Origin of the sequence: Streptomyces sp. NPDC048352, assembly GCF_040651895.1 — a bacterium.
In the GTDB taxonomy this organism is placed as follows: domain Bacteria; phylum Actinomycetota; class Actinomycetes; order Streptomycetales; family Streptomycetaceae; genus Streptomyces.
The window spans coordinates 125,127-142,372 of record NZ_JBEZKZ010000004.1; the positions used below are offsets into that span (position 1 = coordinate 125,127).

The 17,246-nt window shown below is 75.4% G+C and carries 19 protein-coding genes; 10 read left to right on the top strand and 9 right to left on the bottom strand.

Translation table 11 applies throughout. The annotated features are described in order from the left end of the window. The first annotated feature begins 1 nt into the window (after position 1). Positions 2-988: an ABC transporter substrate-binding protein gene (locus AB0D45_RS04060; protein WP_362455176.1), complete on the top strand. Its 987-nt coding sequence runs from the start codon at positions 2-4 to the stop codon at positions 986-988. 87 nt (positions 989-1,075) lie between these two features. On the opposite strand, the gene AB0D45_RS04065 is transcribed toward AB0D45_RS04060, so the two are convergent. Both AB0D45_RS04065 and AB0D45_RS04070 read right to left on the bottom strand, forming a co-directional pair. Next, the gene (locus AB0D45_RS04065; RefSeq protein WP_362455177.1) at positions 1,076-1,561 is read right to left on the bottom strand and encodes a hypothetical protein; all 486 of its coding nucleotides are present in this window, start codon (positions 1,559-1,561) and stop codon (positions 1,076-1,078) included. Continuing rightward, positions 1,558-2,877, bottom strand: a complete 1,320-nt coding sequence (locus AB0D45_RS04070; protein ID WP_362455178.1) for an MFS transporter — start codon at positions 2,875-2,877, stop codon at positions 1,558-1,560. The genes AB0D45_RS04065 and AB0D45_RS04070 overlap by 4 nt, the downstream gene beginning before the upstream one ends. Positions 2,878-2,977: 100 nt before the next feature. On the opposite strand from AB0D45_RS04070, the gene AB0D45_RS04075 reads away from it, so the two are divergent. Continuing rightward, on the top strand, positions 2,978-4,060 hold the full coding sequence (locus tag AB0D45_RS04075) for a helix-turn-helix domain-containing protein (RefSeq protein ID WP_362455179.1): 1,083 nt from the start codon (positions 2,978-2,980) through the stop codon (positions 4,058-4,060). Between the two features lie 90 nt (positions 4,061-4,150). Here the strand turns inward: AB0D45_RS04075 and AB0D45_RS04080 are convergent, their stop codons facing one another. Continuing rightward, entirely contained in the window at positions 4,151-4,558 is a 408-nt protein-coding gene (locus AB0D45_RS04080; RefSeq protein WP_362455180.1) for an SsgA family sporulation/cell division regulator, read from the bottom strand. Between the two features lie 291 nt (positions 4,559-4,849). On the opposite strand from AB0D45_RS04080, the gene AB0D45_RS04085 reads away from it, so the two are divergent. Next, positions 4,850-6,040 carry a spore photoproduct lyase family protein gene (locus tag AB0D45_RS04085; RefSeq protein ID WP_362455181.1) on the top strand — a complete coding sequence of 397 codons (1,191 nt, stop codon included), beginning with the start codon at positions 4,850-4,852 and terminating at the stop codon, positions 6,038-6,040. Positions 6,041-6,075: 35 nt separating this feature from the next. On the opposite strand, the gene AB0D45_RS04090 is transcribed toward AB0D45_RS04085, so the two are convergent. From AB0D45_RS04090 to AB0D45_RS04100, 3 genes are all read right to left on the bottom strand, one after another. Then, positions 6,076-7,020: a hypothetical protein gene (locus AB0D45_RS04090; protein ID WP_362455182.1), complete on the bottom strand. Its 945-nt coding sequence runs from the start codon at positions 7,018-7,020 to the stop codon at positions 6,076-6,078. A gap of 558 nt (positions 7,021-7,578) precedes the next feature. Continuing rightward, positions 7,579-7,731 carry a hypothetical protein gene (locus AB0D45_RS04095; protein ID WP_362455183.1) on the bottom strand — a complete coding sequence of 51 codons (153 nt, stop codon included), beginning with the start codon at positions 7,729-7,731 and terminating at the stop codon, positions 7,579-7,581. A 111-nt stretch (positions 7,732-7,842) separates the two neighbouring features. Further along, a complete protein-coding gene (locus tag AB0D45_RS04100; protein ID WP_362455184.1) occupies positions 7,843-8,034 on the bottom strand; it encodes a hypothetical protein in 192 nt (63 codons plus the stop codon). 215 nt (positions 8,035-8,249) lie between these two features. Here AB0D45_RS04100 and AB0D45_RS04105 point away from each other — a divergent pair, with 215 nt between their 5' ends. The 3 genes from AB0D45_RS04105 (at position 8,250) to AB0D45_RS04115 (ending at position 10,036) form a co-directional block, all read left to right on the top strand. Continuing rightward, positions 8,250-9,137 (top strand): NAD(P)H-binding protein, encoded by an 888-nt coding sequence (locus AB0D45_RS04105; RefSeq protein WP_362455185.1) that lies wholly within the window; start codon positions 8,250-8,252, stop codon positions 9,135-9,137. Positions 9,138-9,266: 129 nt separating this feature from the next. Then, positions 9,267-9,752: a DUF2975 domain-containing protein gene (locus AB0D45_RS04110; RefSeq protein ID WP_362455186.1), complete on the top strand. Its 486-nt coding sequence runs from the start codon at positions 9,267-9,269 to the stop codon at positions 9,750-9,752. Continuing rightward, on the top strand, positions 9,752-10,036 hold the full coding sequence (locus tag AB0D45_RS04115) for a helix-turn-helix transcriptional regulator (RefSeq protein ID WP_362455187.1): 285 nt from the start codon (positions 9,752-9,754) through the stop codon (positions 10,034-10,036). The genes AB0D45_RS04110 and AB0D45_RS04115 overlap by 1 nt, the downstream gene beginning before the upstream one ends. On the opposite strand, the gene AB0D45_RS04120 is transcribed toward AB0D45_RS04115, so the two are convergent. The 3 genes from AB0D45_RS04120 to AB0D45_RS04130 form a co-directional block, all read right to left on the bottom strand. After that, on the bottom strand, positions 9,988-10,470 hold the full coding sequence (locus AB0D45_RS04120) for an MSMEG_6728 family protein (protein WP_362455188.1): 483 nt from the start codon (positions 10,468-10,470) through the stop codon (positions 9,988-9,990). The two genes, AB0D45_RS04115 and AB0D45_RS04120, sit on opposite strands and share 49 nt — an antisense overlap. A gap of 19 nt (positions 10,471-10,489) precedes the next feature. Next, positions 10,490-11,401, bottom strand: a complete 912-nt coding sequence (locus tag AB0D45_RS04125) for an SDR family oxidoreductase (protein ID WP_362455189.1) — start codon at positions 11,399-11,401, stop codon at positions 10,490-10,492. A 103-nt stretch (positions 11,402-11,504) separates the two neighbouring features. Next, positions 11,505-12,212 carry a class I SAM-dependent methyltransferase gene (locus tag AB0D45_RS04130; protein WP_362455190.1) on the bottom strand — a complete coding sequence of 236 codons (708 nt, stop codon included), beginning with the start codon at positions 12,210-12,212 and terminating at the stop codon, positions 11,505-11,507. Positions 12,213-12,377: 165 nt separating this feature from the next. Between AB0D45_RS04130 and AB0D45_RS04135 the strand changes: the two genes are divergently transcribed. Genes AB0D45_RS04135 through AB0D45_RS04150 form a run of 4 tightly spaced genes read left to right on the top strand, consistent with a single transcriptional unit; the run spans position 12,378 to position 17,201 of the window. Continuing rightward, the gene (locus AB0D45_RS04135; RefSeq protein WP_362455191.1) at positions 12,378-13,550 is read left to right on the top strand and encodes a polyprenyl synthetase family protein; all 1,173 of its coding nucleotides are present in this window, start codon (positions 12,378-12,380) and stop codon (positions 13,548-13,550) included. Then, positions 13,547-15,130: a phytoene desaturase family protein gene (gene crtI / locus AB0D45_RS04140; RefSeq protein WP_362455192.1), complete on the top strand. Its 1,584-nt coding sequence runs from the start codon at positions 13,547-13,549 to the stop codon at positions 15,128-15,130. The genes AB0D45_RS04135 and crtI overlap by 4 nt, the downstream gene beginning before the upstream one ends. Further along, positions 15,127-16,185: a phytoene/squalene synthase family protein gene (locus tag AB0D45_RS04145; RefSeq protein WP_362455193.1), complete on the top strand. Its 1,059-nt coding sequence runs from the start codon at positions 15,127-15,129 to the stop codon at positions 16,183-16,185. Before crtI ends, AB0D45_RS04145 begins: the two co-directional genes overlap by 4 nt. Then, the gene (locus tag AB0D45_RS04150) at positions 16,182-17,201 is read left to right on the top strand and encodes a DUF5914 domain-containing protein (protein WP_362455194.1); all 1,020 of its coding nucleotides are present in this window, start codon (positions 16,182-16,184) and stop codon (positions 17,199-17,201) included. The genes AB0D45_RS04145 and AB0D45_RS04150 overlap by 4 nt, the downstream gene beginning before the upstream one ends. Positions 17,202-17,246: the final 45 nt, after the last annotated feature.

Here is a 17,246-nt window from a genome sequence, read left to right on the forward strand (position 1 = left end):
GATGCGCAACCACCCTTTCAACGGCAGACGCGGACGCCGCGGCGCGGCGGCCCTGCTCGCCGCCGCGACGGGACTCGCCGTGGTCACCGGCTGCGGAGCGGCCGACATGACCCGGCAGGCCTCTCCGTACGCCGCCGCGCAGGACTCGAAGACCGTCACCCTCTCCGTCCAGTCCTGGGTGGGCGCCCAGGCGAACACGGCCGTGGCCGCCTACCTCCTGGAACACGAGCTGGGCTACCGCGTGGACACCGTGCAGGTCGACGAGGTCCCCGCCTGGGACGCGCTCAGCCAGGGACGGGTGGACGCGATCCTGGAGGACTGGGGCCACCCCGAACAGGAGAAGCGGTACGTCGAGGGCAAGAAGACGATCACCCGGGGCGGCGATCTGGGGGTGACCGGCCACATCGGCTGGTTCGTCCCCACGTACTTCGCCGAGGCCCACCCGGACGTCACCGACTGGAAGAACCTCGACAAGTACGCCGACCAGCTGCGCACCGCCGAGAGCCGCGGCAAGGGCCAGCTGATGGACGGCTCCCCGTCCTACGTCACGAACGACAAGGCGCTGGTGAAGAACCTGGGCCTCGACTTCGAGGTCGTCTTCGCCGGCTCCGAGGCGGCCCAGATCACCCAGATCAAGCAGTTCGCCAAGGAGGGCAAGCCCTTCCTGACGTACTGGTACAAGCCGCAGTGGCTCTTCGAGCGCGTCCCGATGACCGAGGTGAAGCTCCCCGAGTACCAGGAGGGCTGCGCGGACGTCCCGGAGAAGGTGGCCTGCGCCTACCCGCACACCCCGCTGCAGAAGTACCTGAACACGCGCTTCGCCGAGTCCGGCGGCAAGGCGGCGGCCTTCCTGAGGAAGTTCCGCTGGACCACGGCGGAGCAGAACGAGGTGGCCCTGATGATCGCCGAGGAGAAGCTCTCACCGCAGCAGGCGGCGAAGAGGTGGGTCGAGCGGAACGAGCCCGTCTGGCGGCCGTGGCTGGGCTGACCCGCCGGACCGCTCCGTACGGCCCCCGCCGGCCACGGCGGGGGCCGTACGGGCGCGTCGGCGCGCGCCGGACTTCCCGAGCCCCTGTCAGCCGTACGGGTTGAGGGCCCGGAAGCGGACGGTGTCACTGCGGCGGTCGAACCACAGGTGGGTGGAGTGGCCGCTGCCGACGCGGTCGAGCTCGTGCGACCGGACCCAGTCGGGGTCCTGCGGCCCTTCGCCCCGGAGCGCCTTCTCGAACCACGAGGAGAAGTCGTCGGCCGGCCCCTCGGCGACGAAGGCGTGGGCCGCCGTCAGTTCTGCGAGCTTCCCCGCCGCCAGCCGGGCGAAGCCCGAGATCACCAGCTCCGGTGACGGCAGGCCCCGGTCGTTGTCCCGGCTGCTCACCCACTTGGCGTCGGTGAGCGGGCCGAGCAGCGGGAACGCCTGCTCCAGCGGTGCGGTGTCGGTGTGCCAGTCTCCCCCGGCCTCCTGCGCCACCTCGCGCAGCGCCCACCAGGCGGGCAGGACCGCGAGCCCCGCCCCCAGCCCGATGCCGATGACCTTCCGCCGCTCCAACGCGATCCCCCTCATCCCTGTGTCCGGGGCACCTTATCCGGCGCGGGCACCGCGGGCACGGGGCCGTGTCCGGCGCGCGGCTCGGGGCGGGGCCGGCGGGGTTCGGCTTCGGCGGCGACGGCGGAGGCGGACAGCAGGGTCGCCGCGGCCAGGGTGCCCCAGAGGGCGGCCGGGCCGTGGGGGGCGAGGGCGGTGATGGCGGCCGGGGAGACGGCGAGGCCGAAGCCGGTGGAGAGTTCGAAGCGGGCGAGGGTGCTGCCCAGGACGCGGGCCGGGGCGAGGGCCGTCACGAGGGCGGTGGCGCTTCCGGCGTAGATGATCTCGCCGAGGGTGCAGACCACCGAGACGGCGGCGACCGCGGGGGCGGCCCATCCGCGCCCCTCCCCGGCTCCCAGGGACGTCACCGCCAGGAAGCCGGCGTACGACGCCGTGAGGACGACACCGGCGGTGGTCAGCGCGGTGCGCCGGGCGTAGCGGGACATCAGCAGGGTGAGGGGGACCTGGAGGGTGACCACCAGCACCGTGTTGGCCACGAAGATCGCCGCCGACCATGCCGGTGAGGCGTGCAGCTGGGTCAGCAGGACCAGCGGGAGCGCGATCTCGGGGACGTTGAGGCAGAAGACGTAGACGACGTTGGCGGCCAGCAGGACGCGCATCCGGGGCGAGGGCTCCTCCCGCCCCGCCGGTGTGGCGGGCAGGGTCGTCTCCCGCCCCGCGCGCACCCGGACCGACCACGCCAAGCCGGCGGCCGCCAGGTACGCCACTCCCGTGACACCCGCCAGCGCTTGGAGGGCCGAGGCCCCGCCCGCCAGGCAGGCCATGGCGACGAGCGCCCCCGCCCCCAGCCCGGCGTTGCGCAGGGCGCGTCCCGCCGCGAGGGCCGTGTCGCGCTCCCGCCCGTGGGCGAGGGTGGCGACGAGGGCCGCGTGGGCGGCCGGCCAGGCCTGGTTGCCGATGCCGAGGAGGAGGGCCGCGGCCGCGAACGGCCACACGTGCCCCGCGGGGGTCGCCACCAGCACCGCCACCCCCACCACGCGTATCAGCATCGACGCGGCGACGACGGTGCTGCGGGCCCCGCGGTCCAGCCACTTCCCGACGGCGGGCATGCACAGCAGGCCGATGACGATTCCGGCCGTCATGGCGAGGCCGGTGGCCGACGCGGACAGGTGCAGCACCGTCACCCCGTACAGGAGGAGGAAGGGCCTCAGCAGGCCGGTACCGAGGGCGTCGACGGCCAGGGCGACGGCATAACGGGGGCCGCCGCAGGCGCGCAGGAGGGTGCGGGCCCGGGCCCCGACCCGGGGGGTGGGGGTGGTGCTCGTGACTGCCATGGCGTGAACGGTGGCTCCACCCGCCCGGTCCGGGCACGTCGTTTGACGGCGATCGTCAAGTGGTGTCGGGGCCGCCCGCCGGGGCGGTGATGATGTACGGATGACGCTGAGGATCGACATCCGCGGCATGCCGTCCGAGGGGCTGCGGTTCGCCGCCTCCCCGCTGGCCGAGCTGACCGCGATGCTGCACGTGCTGGCCGAGCCGGAGCACCATCCGCAGTTCGCCGCATGGGCCGCCGATGTGTGGGCCGGGCTGCGGCCGGGGCTGGCCGAGCGGTTGCGGGAGGCGGAATTCCTCTGGCGTACGTCCCAGGCCGACTTCATGCTGCCGGCCCGGCCCCGGCCGACCCTCGGGGAGGAACTGGACGACGTGGACCGGATCGACGACGAGAGGTACGCGTCCGCCGCCCTGGTCACCACGTGCGGCAACCGGATCCACTTCGCCTCCCCGTCGCCCCTCACCGACGCGGCCACGCGTGACCTGGCCCTGGACCTGGCGCAGGCCCGGGGTGCGCGCCAGGAAGCCTTCGCGGAGCGGCTGCTGGCGGACCCGAAGGCGGTACGGGCGCGCGTCCGCGACACCCTGGAGGCGTGCGCCGAAGCCTTCTTCGACGCGGCCTGGGCCGACGCCGCCGTCCAGCTGGCCACGGACCTGCGTCTGAAGAACGACCTGCTGCAACGCCAGGGCCTCGGGGCGGCCCTCGCCTCGGTGTCCGGCGCGGTCGCCCTGGCTCCGGACGGCGACGGCATCCTCGTGGACAAGCTGCTGGACAAGGCGACGACCGCCCGTGGCACCGGCGTCACCTTCATCCCGAGCGTCTTCGGCCGGCCGCACTTGGCGATGGTCCACGCGCCCGGGTGGCAGCCGGTGGTGCAGTACCCGGTGGCCGAGCCGGACCCGTCGGATCCGGTCCCGCTGGACACGGTCGCCCTGCGTCTGGAGGCCCTCGCCCACCCGGCGCGGCTGCGGCTGCTCCGGACCCTGGCCCGCGGCACGCACACCAACGGCGAACTGGCCCACGCCTGGGATCTGACGCCCCCGGAGGTGTCCCGGCACCTGGCCCTGCTGCGGCGTGCGGGGCTCCTCGTGGCCCGGCGGGAGGGACGGTACGTGCGGTACAGCCTCAACGTGCCGGACGTGACGGCGCTGGGCACCGATCTGCTGGCGGCGGTACTGCGGTAGGGGTGCGGGTCTCACGTCCGCTTGTACCCGGGGCCGGTACGAGCCCGCGTGCGCGACCGGGGGTGGCGGGCGTGGCCGTCGTCGCGTCCTTCACCAGGCCAGCAGGTCCCGCAGGGAGCCGTCGAGGTCCACGGCCTCGTACCCCGGCGGGGCCAGCGCGTACGTCCGGTCCAGGAAGTCGGCGAGGTCGGCCGCGTCCATGGTGATCACCACTGCCCGTCCGGGCGCCGAGTGGTCGCGCAGCTCCACGTGCACCTCGTGGCCGTACGCCGTCCGCCGCGGCCGGAAGGCGACGTCCCCCTCCCCGACCCGGCGGTGCATGCCCTCGGCCAGCATCTGCCGGTCGAAGTACCAGCACGCCAGGGCGGTGTCCCGGTCGAGGAACTGCACCCGCACCGCGTACGGATCGACGAGGTCGTAGAAGAGGTGCGCTTGGAGGGCCACACGACCCCCGGCGTCCATCGCGTGGACGGCGGCATGGGCGGAGACGGCGGGCATGGTGGTCCTCCTGGTCGACACGGCGGCTGCCCGCGTATGCCCCGGCTCGGCGGCGCCATACTGCGCCATCCGGTGGGATCTCCCGGCCGCTGTCAGGAGCCGTCCCTTCGGCGGGCCGGACCATCCGAGCGGGTACGGGGCTCGCTCCCGCACCCGGGACGGCGTGGCCCATCCGGCCGCGACGGGGTGTCCTGCGGCTCGCCTAGAGTGGAAGGACCACCCGGAAGACCCGACCACCCCCGGGGCGGCGCCCCCGGCGAGGCGAGCCGCGAAGATCCGCAGGAGGCGCACATGGGAGCCCAGCCGCACCCTGGCCGGCCGGAGGACGACTCCGCGGACGCCCTGTTCGGTCTGGCGGACCTCGACACGGGCCAGGAGCCCCGTCCCGCCGGCGCCGGGCCGCTGTTCCGCGACTCCCCGGCCGCACGCCGGCTGCTGTCCGTACGGGCGATCCACGCCGAGCCGGCGGCAGCGGCCTCCCCGCGCGGCCGGCAGATCATCGCCCGCTTCCCCGAGGCCGAAGTCGTCGCCGTGGACTCCCACTGGGGGATCCCGGCCCTCCACGGCAACGAGGGGAACATCGACCGCTGGGTCCGGGTCAAGAGCGAGGTACTGGTCCTGGGCGAGAAGAAGACGCTCACCACCCGGCCCAACGGACGCTCCGCGGACTGGATCGCCCCGGGCCCCGCCAACGGCTGCGCCATGGCGTGTGCCTACTGCTACGTCCCGCGCCGCAAGGGCTACGCCAACCCGATCACCGTCTTCACCAACATCGAGCGCATCATCGCCCACCTCTCGCGGCACCTCGCCCGCCTCGGCCCCAAGACAGCGGCGAACCAGTGCGACCCGGCCGCATGGGTCTACGACATCGGGGAGAACAGCGACTGCTCCGTCGACGCCCTGGTCAGCGACAACGTCGCCGACCTGGTGCGCGCCTTCGCCCGCTGGCCCGCAGCCAAGGCCTCCTTCGCCACCAAGTTCGTCAACCCCGACCTCCTGCTGCTGGACCCGCGAGGACGCACCCGGGTGCGGTTCTCCATCATGCCGCAGGAGGACTCCAAGCTGCTGGACATCCGTACCAGCCCGGTGGAGAGCCGCATCGCCGCCGCGGGGGACTTCCTGGAAGCGGGGTACGAGGTCCACTTCAACCTCTCGCCGGTCGTCGTGCGCCCCGGCTGGGAACGGGACTGGAGCCTCCTGCTGCGGCACATGGACGACGTCCTGCCCGACCGGGTGAAGGCCCAGGCGGCCGCCGAAGTGATCATGCTGACGCACAACCAGGCGCTCCACGACCTCAACCTCGGCTGGCACCCGCGCGCGGAGGACGTCCTGTGGAGGCCCGACCTCCAGCAGCCGAAGCGTTCCGAGAACGGCAGCTGGAACGTCCGCTACCGCAACGGCGTGAAGGCGCAGGCCGTCGAAACGATGCGCGCCCTCGTGGCCGCGCACGCGCCGTGGCTCCGGATCCGGTACGCCTTCTGACCGCGGAGCCCGCGCCCCGCGCGGCCGTGAGCGTCCTACCCTCCCCCGACCTGCCCGTCCCCGGCGCCCCACTCGACACGGCCGCCCGCGACCGCGTGCAGGCTGCGCTCGGCCAGGATCAGGGACCGCTCGCGCACGCAGTCCGCGTGTACGACGACCTCGCCCGGGTCGAGGCCGTCGATCGCGCTCTGCACGGCCGCCAGGGCGGACTCGTACCGCTTGAGCCGTCTGAGCGCCCCGGCCTTGCGGAACAGCGCCTCCGGTCCCAGGGTCCCGCCCTCGAAGGCGGAGGCCCCCAGCAGGTCCAGCATCAGCGACGCCTGCCCGGGCAGGTTCTCCCCGAGCCACAGGCCGTGCAGCAGTGCGTGCACCACCTTGTCCTCGTCCCCCGCCCGGGCCAGGACCGCCTCCATCAGCTCCAGTCCTTCGGTCCGCGACCGTCCGAGCAGGGCGAAGGCGCGCAGGGCGTCGGTGTACGGGTCCACGGATCCGCGGCCGGCGGGGAGGGCGTCGAAGAACGCCTCCACGGCCATGCAGCGGAAGTCGTACCGCAGCGTGGTCAGGAAGGCGTGCCACAGGGCCCGTCCGAATTCCGTGTCCGGGTCCAGCGAGGTCACGTACGCCTGGTCCAGGAAGAGCAGGGCGCTCACTCCGTCGCCGCGCGCCCGCCAGGCGACGTCGCCCGTCACACGGGCCGACTCCCGCCAGGTCGCCCCTCCCCTGGCGAGCCACACGGCGATCTCGCGCGTCCAGTCCCGCCCCGAGCCGATCTCCTGCGCCCCCCGGGCGCGCACCATCACCCAGCCGCGCTCCCGCAGCTCCTCGCCGCCCTCGCGCAGCGCGTGCTCCACGGCGTCCGCCGCCCGCGGCAGCCGCCACAGGCCGCCCGCCGCCCGCTCCGACACCGCCGTCCACTCCCGGGGCAGCGCGGCGATCGCCGCCTTCGCCGCTTCGAGCCCCGGATGCCTGTCCGCTTCCATCGACTGCCTCCCACGTAGCGTCCGCGGTGCACCGGTCCGTGCCCGCGCCCGTGGTTCACGGTGATACCGGAGTCACGGCGGAGGCCGGGCGACGGCGCGCGCAGCGTCCCCGCGCCCGCGCCGGCGGATCCGAGGTGCCGGCTCCGGCGGCGGTCGGGTGGTCATTGATCCCCGGCGGGGGGATCCGTAGGCTCCGGTCGGCGGTTCGCATGCCGGGACGGGTGGTCAACGGGGCGGAAGGCGGGGGACGTTGGCAGCGCAGGGGCAGCCGGGCAGGATCATCGGGCCGACTCGGTCGCCCTGCTCACGGCGCTCGACGCGGCCCACGCGGCGGGGATCGTGCACCCGACCTCAAGCCCGCCGACGTGATGCCGGCCGCGCTCGGCTCCTGTGCGGCGAGCGGCCGGTACGCCCGGGTCGGGGCGACCGTCCTCTTCGTCGCCGACCTGGCGCGGGGCGCCGGGAGCCGCCTCGGGCCGGCGGAGATCGCGGTGTCGCTGCCCCTCCCGACGGCGGGCGTCGGCAGCGGTGACTGGGGGGCTGGCAGGGCACCGGGCGCTACAGCGCCGGAACCCGCGGCGCCTGGAAGGGGCTCACTCCGGTGATCAGGAGCGGCGGCAGCGTGGCGACGGTGTTCGCGAGCCGCCCGAAGGACGGCGGCTGTGTACCGCCCGGCAGGATCCCGTACGCATGGGGGACGGGCGCGCACATGCGCATCAGGGCGAGTGCGAGACGTCCCTGTGAGCGGTGCCCAGGGGCGCGGTGGCGCCAGGGCGGGACCCGCGCGGGGCGCGCCGGGCCCGCCGTCCGCCCCGGCCCGTGTCAGCGCGCATGGTGCTGGACGCCCCGCTGATGCGGAACGCGGTGGGACCGGGCCGTGGCCGGGCGGCGATGGCCGGCTCGTCGCCGGCGCCCCGGGAAGGGGTTGCGCCGGGCCGGTGCGCCGGGGGCGGCGATGAGCAGACCGACAACTGCCAGCACCGCGACAAGGATCAGCACTGCGATGAGGTTCATGTTCCTTCCCTCCGTCGGTTGATGATGGTCTTTCACTACATCTTGTTACCGATGTGGCGGCGCGTAAACACAGAGGGTGACGGCACGTCGGGGAGTGCGGCTGACGAGCCGCCCTGAGCCCGGTGGATTGCCCCCACCGCCCAGGGGTAGGCGCACGGCCGGAGCGCGTGCGGACGTCCGCGCGCGCGGGCGAAGTCCGTGGAAAGGACGGCTCGATGACCATCGTCGTCACCACACCGACCGGACACGTCGGATCGCGCGCGGTACGGCTCCTGCTCCAAGCCGGCGCCCGACCCCGTGTCCTGGTACGCGAGCCGGCCCGCCTGGACGAGCACACCCGCGCGCAGGTCGACGTGCACCGGGGGGACCTGACCGACGCCGGGTTCGTCCGGACGGCGCTGGCGGGGGCGCGGACCGTCTTCTGGGTGGATCCCACCCCGCACACGACGGCGGACCCGATCGACGTCTCGCTGTCGACGGCGGCGCCGTTGGTGTCGGCCGCCCGGGCCGGCGACGTCGAGCGCGTGGTGCTGCTGAGCAGCATCGGGGCGGAGAAACGGCACGGGGTCGGCCACATCGACGCCCTGGCCGGGATCGAGGAGGAACTCGACGCCACCGGGGCGGACGTGGTGCACCTGCGGTGCGCGTACTTCTTCACCAACCTGCTGCTCGACCTCGACGGGCTCTCCCGCGGCGTCCTGGCCACGGCGTTCGACCCCGACCACCCGATGCCGTGGGTCGATCCGCGCGATGTGGGGGACGTCGCCGCGGCCCGGCTGCTCTGCGACACCTGGCGGGGGCGGGTCGTGCAGGCGGTGCACGGGCCGGAGGACCTCACCTTCAGGCAGGTCACGCGGATCCTCACCACCGCGCTCGGGCGCACGGTGCGGCTCGAGAGCGTCGGCGACGAGACCGTACGGGAGGCTCTGCGCGCGGCCGGGCTGCCGCCCTCGGCGGTCGAGGCGGTGGTCGGGATGGCCGCCGGATCGCGCGGCCTGGTGCCGGAACAGCCCCGCACCCCCGTCACCACCACGCCCACCCGGCTCGGCGGTTGGGCCCATGCCGAGCTGCGCCCCCTGCTGGAGAAGCGGCGTCCGGCCTGACCGGCCCGGGCCGGGACCAGCGGCCCGCCCGGCTCGCCCGGCTCGCCGAGGGACGGACGGACGGCCACCCCTTGCTCCACCTATCGAGATTCGATAGATTTCCATCGCTGCTCGATGGAAGGATGGGTCATGGGGATGTGGACCGTGCGTGCGCTGCGCGCCGTGCTGGTGGTGGTGCTCGCCGGCACCGTGTTCGTACAGGTGTTGATGGTGTGGGCGCTGGCCACCGATCCGGAGGACGGGTCGCTCCCGCTGACCCCGCTGCGCGTGCTCACGATGCTGGGCATGGTGACGGCGCAGGTCGCCGTGGTCTGCGTATGGCAGCTGGTGGCGATGGTGCGGCGCGGAACCGTGTTCTCCCCCGCCGCCTTCCGGTACGTGGACGTGATGATCGGCGCGATCGTGTCGGCCGCCCTCCTGTGGTTCGCGGTGACGGCCGTCAACGCCCCCGGCCAGCGGGAGGACCCGGGCGTCACCCTCATCATGGGCGGGGTGGGCGTGGCCGTCCTCGGCGTCGCGCTCATCGTGCTCGTCCTGCGGATGCTGCTCGCCCAGGCCGTCGCGCGCGACGTCGAAGCGACGCGGATGCGGGCCGAGTTGGACGAGGTGATCTGATGCCGATCGCCGTGGACATCGACGTGATGCTGGCCCGCAGGAAGATGTCCGTGGGCGAGCTCGCGGACCGCGTGGGGATCACGCCCGCCAACCTGGCGGTGCTCAAGAACGGCCGCGCCAAGGCGGTGCGCTTCACGACGCTCGCCGCGCTCTGCGAGGTGCTCGAGTGCCAGCCGGGGGACCTGCTGCGCTGGGAGCCCGAGGAGACCGCCGGCCGGGAACCGGAGGCTCTTGCTCAGGGCCGCTCGGAGCCGCTGTCGCGGTCGGACGACGGCCAGAGGTAGGGCAGGTCGTCGGGCACGCCCGGGAAGAGGTGGCGGTAGAGGTCCGGGGCCTTGCGCAGCAGCGCGGACTGGTGGCTGCGGTGGAAGGCCGGATCGCCGAGCCAGGGCGGCAGTTCACCCGCTGCGGCGAGCCGGCTCTGCTCCCGTACCTCCGCTGCCGGCCGCCAGGCCAGGTAGTCCCGCATCAGCGTGGCGGCGCAGGTGTCGGAGCGGCCCTCGGCGGTCCAGGCGGCGCAGACGTCCAGGCCGTAGCGCACCAGGGCTTCCTCGTACCCGGCCCACATGCGCACCGCGGGGTGGCGGCGCCATCCGTACGTCGGCACCGTCAGCCCCCGGAAGACCTGCAGGGCCTCGACGCGCTGCTTGCCCAGGCGCCTCGGGTCCAGGACGTCGGCGGATCCGGAGAAGTCCGCGTACGGGAGGAACGTCTGCATGCGGTTCGCCTCCGGGCGGTCAGGGCCGGCCGTCCGGACCGGCGTCGCGGGCCGTCCGGGCGAGGTGGTCCTCCTCGATGCGTCCGCCCCGCCCCAGGAGGCCGGTGCCCTCCAGCGGCGCCTCCCGCAGCAGCCGCGGCAGCTGCCGCCGGGACAGGAGGGTCACCGCCATGGGGAAGAGCGGCCGGACCGCCTGGGCGAGCCGCAGCCACGGCGGCGCGTACACGGACGCGGAACGCCGGTCGACGCCCCGGGCGATCCACGCGGCCACCTGGCCCACCGGATGGATCCGCCGGGCCGGCGGCGGCATGTGGGCCCGCAGCTCGCGCAGGACCGCGTACCGTTCGACGTCGCGGATCATGCTCGTGTCGGTCCAGTGGACGTAGGCGACGCCGACGGACACCCCGCGGTGGGCCAGTTCCGCGCGCAGCGAGCGGGCGAAGGACTCCGCTCCGGCCTTGGACGCGCAGTAGGCGCTCATCATCGGGGCGGCGCCGAAGGCCGCGGTGGACGCGATCTGCAGGAAATAGCCCCGGGTGTCCAGCAGCGCGGGCAGGAAGACGCGGGCGGTGACGGCGCTCCCGATCAGGTTGACCTCGACGACCCGGCGCCAGGTGCGCGGGTCGGACCGCTCGAACGGGCCTCCCTCGGCGATGCCGGCGTTGGCGACCACCACCGAGGGCGCGCCGAGCTCCTGCCGGATCCGGCGGGCGGTCCGCTCCATGGCGCGGTCGTCGGTGACATCGGCCTCGTACACGCGGGCCGGCGTGGGAAGGCCGGCCGCCACCCCGTCGAGGGCGTCGGTGTCCCGTCCGAGCAGGGCGACGCGCATCCCGCGGGCGGCCAGCTCCCGGGCGATCGCCGCGCCCAGCCCGCGCGCGGCCCCCGTCACGACCGCCGTGCGGCCCTCGAGGGGACGGACGTCCACCATGGCTCCTCCTTCGCGCGCGGTCTCTCGTAAGGTCTCTTCCGCTCCTCGGCGCAATCCGGATGCACCCCCGGGACGGACGGCGCCTGCGTACGCGGTGGGCCGGTCAGGGGCGGGTCGCCACGAACGTGTGGGTGATGCCGGTCTGCCAGCCGGGCTGGGGCAGCGTGCGCACGCCGGTGAACCCGGCGCGGCGCAGCCGGCGGGCGAACGCCCCGGCGGTGTCGAAGTCGAGCACGCTGCGCCACAGGTGGCGGTAGAGCGCCTCGTCGCCGTGACGCCGCCCCCAGGGCAGCACCACGGCGGCCATGACCGCCGACCACACCGCGCGGTCGACGGGACGGCCGCCGAGGGCGTACTCGTGGACGGCCAGCCGGCCGCCGGGGCGCAGCACGTCGCGCACCGCGGCGAGGCCGGCGTCGGGATCGGCCAGGTTCCGGAAGAGGTACGCGGCGAAGACGGCGTCGTACGGACCGGTGACGCCCGCCTCCGCCATGCCCTCGACGGGGGCGTGGACGAAGGTCACCCTGCCGGGCCAGCGCTTGCTCCGGGCCCGGGCCAGCATGCCGGCCGAGGCGTCGACGCCGGTGACGGACGCGCGCGGCGCGGCGCGCAGCAGGGCGGCCGTCGACGCGCCGGTGCCGCAGCCGAGGTCGAGGACGTGCTGGTCCGCTCCGTCCGCGGGCAGGGCGAGGCGGCGCGCCGACCGGCGCAGGTGGCGGTGGTAGCCGGGGCTGGCGGAGGTCATCCGGTCGTACGTGCGTGCCGCGCGGTCGAACGCCCCGGCGAGTTCGGCGTCTTCGAGCAGGCCCATCGTCGGTTCCTCCACGCGTCCTCGATGTCCCCAGTGTCACCCCGCGCGCCCCGGGAGCAGTCCGTTAGGGGGCCGCTCGGCGCAATGCGCGTGCATCCGGAGGCAGAGGCGGTACGGAATGACCCGTGAGCCAAAGACGTCACGCCGCCGGCCAAGGGAGTTCCCATGCGCGTACTCGACCCGCTCGACCCGCTCGACGTCGATGAGGACGTGCCCGCGGCCGTCGAGGCGTGCCTCGGCGAGATCCTGGAACGCCGCCTGGCGGAGGCGCAGGCCACGGACCCCGTCTTCGCGGCCGACATCGCGGCCCGGGTCGTGCGTTTCGCACGGGCGGGCGGCAGGCGGCTGCGCGCTGAGTTCCTGTGGTGGGCGATGCGGGGCTGCGGGGGCGAGGACGCCGAGGCCGGGCGGGCCCTGGGCGCGGGGGCGGCGCTGGAGCTGATCCAGGCCTGTGCGCTGATCCACGACGACGTGATGGACGGATCGTCCCTGCGCAGGGGGCGCCCCGCCCTGCACGTCGTCATGGACGACCAGTACGGGACCGGTGACCGGGAGCTGCCCTGCGGCACGTTCGGCGGCGCGGCCGCCGTACTGGCCGGCGACCTGGCGCTCGGGTGGGCCGACGACGCGTTCGCGGAGTGCCTGCAGGGGTCGCCGGCGGCCGTGCGGGCGTACGGCGTCTGGCGGCCGATGCGCACGGAGATGGTGGCGGGCCAGTACCTCGACCTGCGCGCCCAGGTCACCGGCGCCGGATCGGCCGGTCAGGCGGTCCGTACGGCGGTGCTGAAGACGGCGCTGTACACGGTCGGGCACCCGCTGGCCCTGGGCGCCACGCTGGCGGGTGCGCCGGAGGGCACGGTGGGCCGGCTGCGCGAGGCCGGGCGGTCGGCGGGGCTCGCCTTCCAGCTCCACGACGACCTCCAGGGGACTTTCGGGGAACCGGCGGTGATCGGGAAGCCGGTCGGCGAGGACGTGCGCGAGGGCAAGGCGACCTACGTGCTGGCCGTCGCGCGGGACCTGTGCGCCCGGCGCGGGGACCGGGCCGGCCTGCGGCTCCTGGACGAGGTCGCCGGCGCGCCCGCCGCCGGCGCCCGCGACGTGGCCCGGGTCCTCGACCTGCTGGTGTCGTGCGGCGCCCGCGACCAGGTCACCGAGCGCATCGAGGAGCTGTGCGCCCGCGGCGCCGGGGCGGTCGCGGGCGCCGGTCTCTCGCCGGCGGCCGCCGACCGGATCGGGCTCCTGCTGCGCGGCGCGTGCGGACTCGCCCCCGGCGTCACCGGGACGGCGGGAGCCGTCCGGGACACCGACGCCACCGTGCTGATGGGGGAAGGCCGTTGAAGACGGTGACCGGTCCGACGGACCACGTCGTCGTGGTGGGCGCCGGCCTCGCGGGGCTGGCCGCCGCCCTGCACCTGGCGGGGGCCGGACGGCGGGTGACGGTCGTCGAGCGGGAGGCGGGGCCGGGCGGGCGGGCCGGACGCGTCGACCTCGGCGGCTACCGGGTGGACACCGGGCCGACCGTGCTCACCATGCCCGAGATCCTCGACGAGGCCTTCCGGGCCGTGGGCGACTCCCTGCACGACCGGCTCGACCTCGTCCCGCTCCATCCGGCGTACCGGGCGCTGTTCGCCGACGGCTCCCGCCTCGACGTCCACACCGACGGCGAGGCCATGGAGGCCGAGGTCGCCGCCTTCGCGGGCCCGCGGGAGGCCCTGGGCTACCGCCGGCTGCGCCGCTGGCTGGAGCGGCTCCATGCCGTTCAGATGCGGCGTTTCATCGACACCAACTTCGACTCCCCCGCCCAGCTGCTGCGTCCCGAACTGGCGCGGCTGGCCGCGCTCGGCGGGTTCGGACGCCTCGACCGGGCGATCGGCGGGTTCCTCCGGGACGAGCGGCTGCGGCGCGTCTTCACCTTCCAGGCCCTGTACGCGGGGGTGGCGCCCTCGCGCGCGCTGGCCGCCTACGCCGTGATCGCCTACATGGACACCGTGGCCGGGGTGTACTTCCCGCGGGGCGGGATGCACGCCGTACCGCAGGCCATGGCCCGCTCGGCGGCGCGGGCGGGGGCCGTGCTCCGCTTCGAGGAGCCGGTGCTGCGGCTGGAGCGGGCGGGGAGCCGGGTGACGGCCGTGGTCACCGCGCACGACCGCATCCCGTGCGACGCGGTCGTCCTCACCCCGGACCTGCCGCTCTCCTACGCGCTCCTGGGACGCGCTCCCCGGCGGGCGCTGCGTCTGCGGCACGCCCCGAGCGCGGTGGTGCTGCACGTGGGGACGGACCGTACCTGGCCGCAGCTGGCGCACCACACGCTGTCGTTCGGGTCGTCCTGGGAGGCCACGTTCGACGAACTGATCGGGGGCGGGCGGCTGATGAGCGATCCGTCCCTGCTGATCACCAGGCCGACCGCCACCGATCCGTCGCTGGCGCCGCCGGGCCGCCACCTGCACTACGTCCTGGCGCCGTGCCCCAACACGCGGACGGGGCCCGGGGCGGCCCACTGGGGCGAGCTCGGACCGCGGTACCGCGACAGCCTGGTGCGCGAGCTGGAGCGGCGGGGGCTGGCCGGGCTGGGGGCGTCGATCGAGGCGGAGAGCCTCGTGACGCCGGCGGACTGGACAGCGCTCGGACATGCCGCCGGGACGCCCTTCTCGGCCGCCCACACCTTCGGCCAGACCGGGCCGTTCCGGCCGCGGAACCTGGTCCGGGGGACGGAGAACGCCGTCCTGGCCGGCTGCGGCACCACACCGGGGGTCGGGGTGCCCACGGTGCTGCTCTCGGGGAAGCTCGCCGCCGCCCGGGTGACCGGCGGCGCCCACCGCCCCCGCCGCACCGCCCGGCCGGCGGCCCCCGCCCCGGCGCCCGGGAGGGACGCGGCGCCGGCGGGCGAGGGCGTACCGGGCGGGGAGCGCGCGGGATGACGGCCCGGGAGCTGGACGCCGCGGGCATCACCGACCCGTCGCTGCGCGCGGCCTACACGGCCTGTCGGCGGCTGAACGCCCGCCACGGCAAGACGTACTTCCTCGCCACCCGGCTGCTGCCCGTCGACCGGCGCGCGGCCGTGCACGCCCTGTACGGGTTCGCGCGGTACGCCGACGACATCGTGGACGACCTCGGCACGACGGCCACCCCACGCGACCGCGGCGACGCCCTGGACGCGCTGGAACGGCAGTGGCTGCGCGCCGTCCGGGGCGAACGGGTACCGCAGCCGGTGGTGCGGGCGGCGGCCGACACCAGGGCGCGGTACGGGATCGAGGCGCGCCACTTCTGCGACTTCCTCGCGTCGATGCGCAGCGACCTGTCCGTCGGGGAGTACGCCACGTACGCCGACCTGCGGGGGTACATGCACGGGTCGGCCGCCGTCATCGGCCTGCAGATGGTGCCGGTGCTCGGCACGGTCGTGCCGCGGGAGGAGGCGGAGCCGTACGCGGCGGCCCTCGGGATGGCGTTCCAGCTGACGAACTTCCTCAGGGACGTCGGCGAGGACCTCGACCGGGGACGGGTCTACCTGCCCGCGGACCTGCTGGCCTCGCACGGGGTCGACCGCGACCTGCTCGGGTGGAGCAGGCTGACCGGACGCCGGGACGCCCGGATCACCTCGGCCCTGCGGGCGGCCGCGGCCCTGACGCGGGACGTCTACCGGGCGGCCGAGCCGGGCATCGGCCGGCTGGATCCCGTCTCGGCGCCGTGCGTGCGCACGGCCTTCGTGCTGTACGGGGACATCCTCGGCGCCATCGAGCGGGACGGGTACGCGGTGGTACACCGGCGGGCCGTCGTGGGCCGTCGGCGGCGGGCCGCCGTGGCCCTGCGGGGCCTGGCCGGCGCCCTCGCGGCGCGCCGCGCGCCGCGTCCGGCCGACCGGGCCGGCGGGCCCCGGTGGCGGACGGGGCGGGCGGGAGCGGGGTACGGCGGGGAGCCCGCCGCGCCGGGAGGAGGCGGCGGCCCGACCCGCCGCCGAGGAGAGGACACGGTGTGAGTACCGGAGACAGGCCGGGACGGCGGGGGCTGGTCCCCCTGCGGCTGCGCCGCGACGCCGTCGCCTGGGAGCGCCAGCGCCCGACGTGGCGGGAGGCCCGGCCGGCGCTGATCGCCGAGGCGCTGGAGCGGGCAGTGGGGCGTCCGTCGGGCAACTGGTACGTCGTCGGCGCCGCCCGGGACCTGACCGGCCGCCGGCCGCTGGGCCGTACGGTGGCGGGCACCGAGGTCGTGCTGTGGCGCGACGAGGAGGGCACGCCGCACGCGGGCCCCGGGGCGTGCCCGCATCTCGGGGCGCCGCTCAAGGACGCCGTGGTGCGGTGCGGAAGGCTGGTCTGCCACTGGCACGGACTGGGCCTCGACGGCGGCCCGTTCGCCGGGTGGGAGCCGTGGCCGGTGCACGACGACGGGGTGCTGGTGTGGGTCCGCCTGGACCGGGTGGGCGGTGAGACGCCGACGGAGCGCCCCGCCGTGCCGGCCCGGCCGCCTCGGGCCGCCGCGCTCGCCGCGGTCTACACGGGGGCCGGCGCGTGCGAGCCGCAGGACGTCGTCGCGAACCGCCTCGACCCGTGGCACGGGGCGTGGCTCCACCCGTACTCGTTCGTGGACCTGGTCGTCCGGGACCACCCGGGCGGCGCCGTGGCGGACGAGGACGACGTGCTGCTGGTGGACGTGTCGTTCAAGGTGGCCGGGCGGATCGTCGTCCCCGTGAGCGCGGCGTTCCACGCGCCGGATCCGCGGACGGTCGTCATGCGGATCGTCGCGGGGGAAGGGGCGGGGTCGGTGGTGGAAACGCATGCGACGCCCCTGACACCGGCGGGTGCCGGGCGTCCGCGGACCGCCGTGGTGGAGGCGATCGTGGCCGGGTCGGACCGGCGCGGGTTCGCGGTGGCGCGGGCGCTCGCGCCGTTGCTGCGCCCCGCGATGCGGGCCGCGGCGGGCCGGCTGTGGCGCGACGACCTCGCGTACGCCGAGCGGCGCCGGCGACTGCGCGCCGAGGGCCGGTTCCCCGGCTGAGCGCCCCCGCCGGCCGGCGCGCGGCAGGCCGGTCAGCTTCGCCGA

What these genes read in the sequence shown, in the direction of transcription:
- AB0D45_RS04065 (WP_362455177.1), bottom strand. Translation starts at nt 1,561, where the DNA reads ATGAGGGGGATCGCGTTGGAGCGGCGGAAGGTCATCGGCATCGGGCTG.
- AB0D45_RS04145 (WP_362455193.1), top strand. Translation starts at nt 15,127, where the DNA reads ATGACGGCCCGGGAGCTGGACGCCGCGGGCATCACCGACCCGTCGCTG.
- AB0D45_RS04070 (WP_362455178.1), bottom strand. Translation starts at nt 2,877, where the DNA reads ATGGCAGTCACGAGCACCACCCCCACCCCCCGGGTCGGGGCCCGGGCC.
- AB0D45_RS04115 (WP_362455187.1), top strand. Translation starts at nt 9,752, where the DNA reads ATGCCGATCGCCGTGGACATCGACGTGATGCTGGCCCGCAGGAAGATG.
- AB0D45_RS04085 (WP_362455181.1), top strand. Translation starts at nt 4,850, where the DNA reads ATGGGAGCCCAGCCGCACCCTGGCCGGCCGGAGGACGACTCCGCGGAC.
- AB0D45_RS04130 (WP_362455190.1), bottom strand. Translation starts at nt 12,212, where the DNA reads ATGGGCCTGCTCGAAGACGCCGAACTCGCCGGGGCGTTCGACCGCGCG.
- AB0D45_RS04095 (WP_362455183.1), bottom strand. Translation starts at nt 7,731, where the DNA reads ATGTGCGCGCCCGTCCCCCATGCGTACGGGATCCTGCCGGGCGGTACA.
- AB0D45_RS04100 (WP_362455184.1), bottom strand. Translation starts at nt 8,034, where the DNA reads ATGAACCTCATCGCAGTGCTGATCCTTGTCGCGGTGCTGGCAGTTGTC.
- AB0D45_RS04120 (WP_362455188.1), bottom strand. Translation starts at nt 10,470, where the DNA reads ATGCAGACGTTCCTCCCGTACGCGGACTTCTCCGGATCCGCCGACGTC.
- AB0D45_RS04125 (WP_362455189.1), bottom strand. Translation starts at nt 11,401, where the DNA reads ATGGTGGACGTCCGTCCCCTCGAGGGCCGCACGGCGGTCGTGACGGGG.
- AB0D45_RS04080 (WP_362455180.1), bottom strand. Translation starts at nt 4,558, where the DNA reads ATGCCCGCCGTCTCCGCCCATGCCGCCGTCCACGCGATGGACGCCGGG.
- AB0D45_RS04060 (WP_362455176.1), top strand. Translation starts at nt 2, where the DNA reads ATGCGCAACCACCCTTTCAACGGCAGACGCGGACGCCGCGGCGCGGCG.
- AB0D45_RS04105 (WP_362455185.1), top strand. Translation starts at nt 8,250, where the DNA reads ATGACCATCGTCGTCACCACACCGACCGGACACGTCGGATCGCGCGCG.
- AB0D45_RS04090 (WP_362455182.1), bottom strand. Translation starts at nt 7,020, where the DNA reads ATGGAAGCGGACAGGCATCCGGGGCTCGAAGCGGCGAAGGCGGCGATC.
- AB0D45_RS04135 (WP_362455191.1), top strand. Translation starts at nt 12,378, where the DNA reads ATGCGCGTACTCGACCCGCTCGACCCGCTCGACGTCGATGAGGACGTG.
- AB0D45_RS04110 (WP_362455186.1), top strand. Translation starts at nt 9,267, where the DNA reads ATGGGGATGTGGACCGTGCGTGCGCTGCGCGCCGTGCTGGTGGTGGTG.
- AB0D45_RS04075 (WP_362455179.1), top strand. Translation starts at nt 2,978, where the DNA reads ATGACGCTGAGGATCGACATCCGCGGCATGCCGTCCGAGGGGCTGCGG.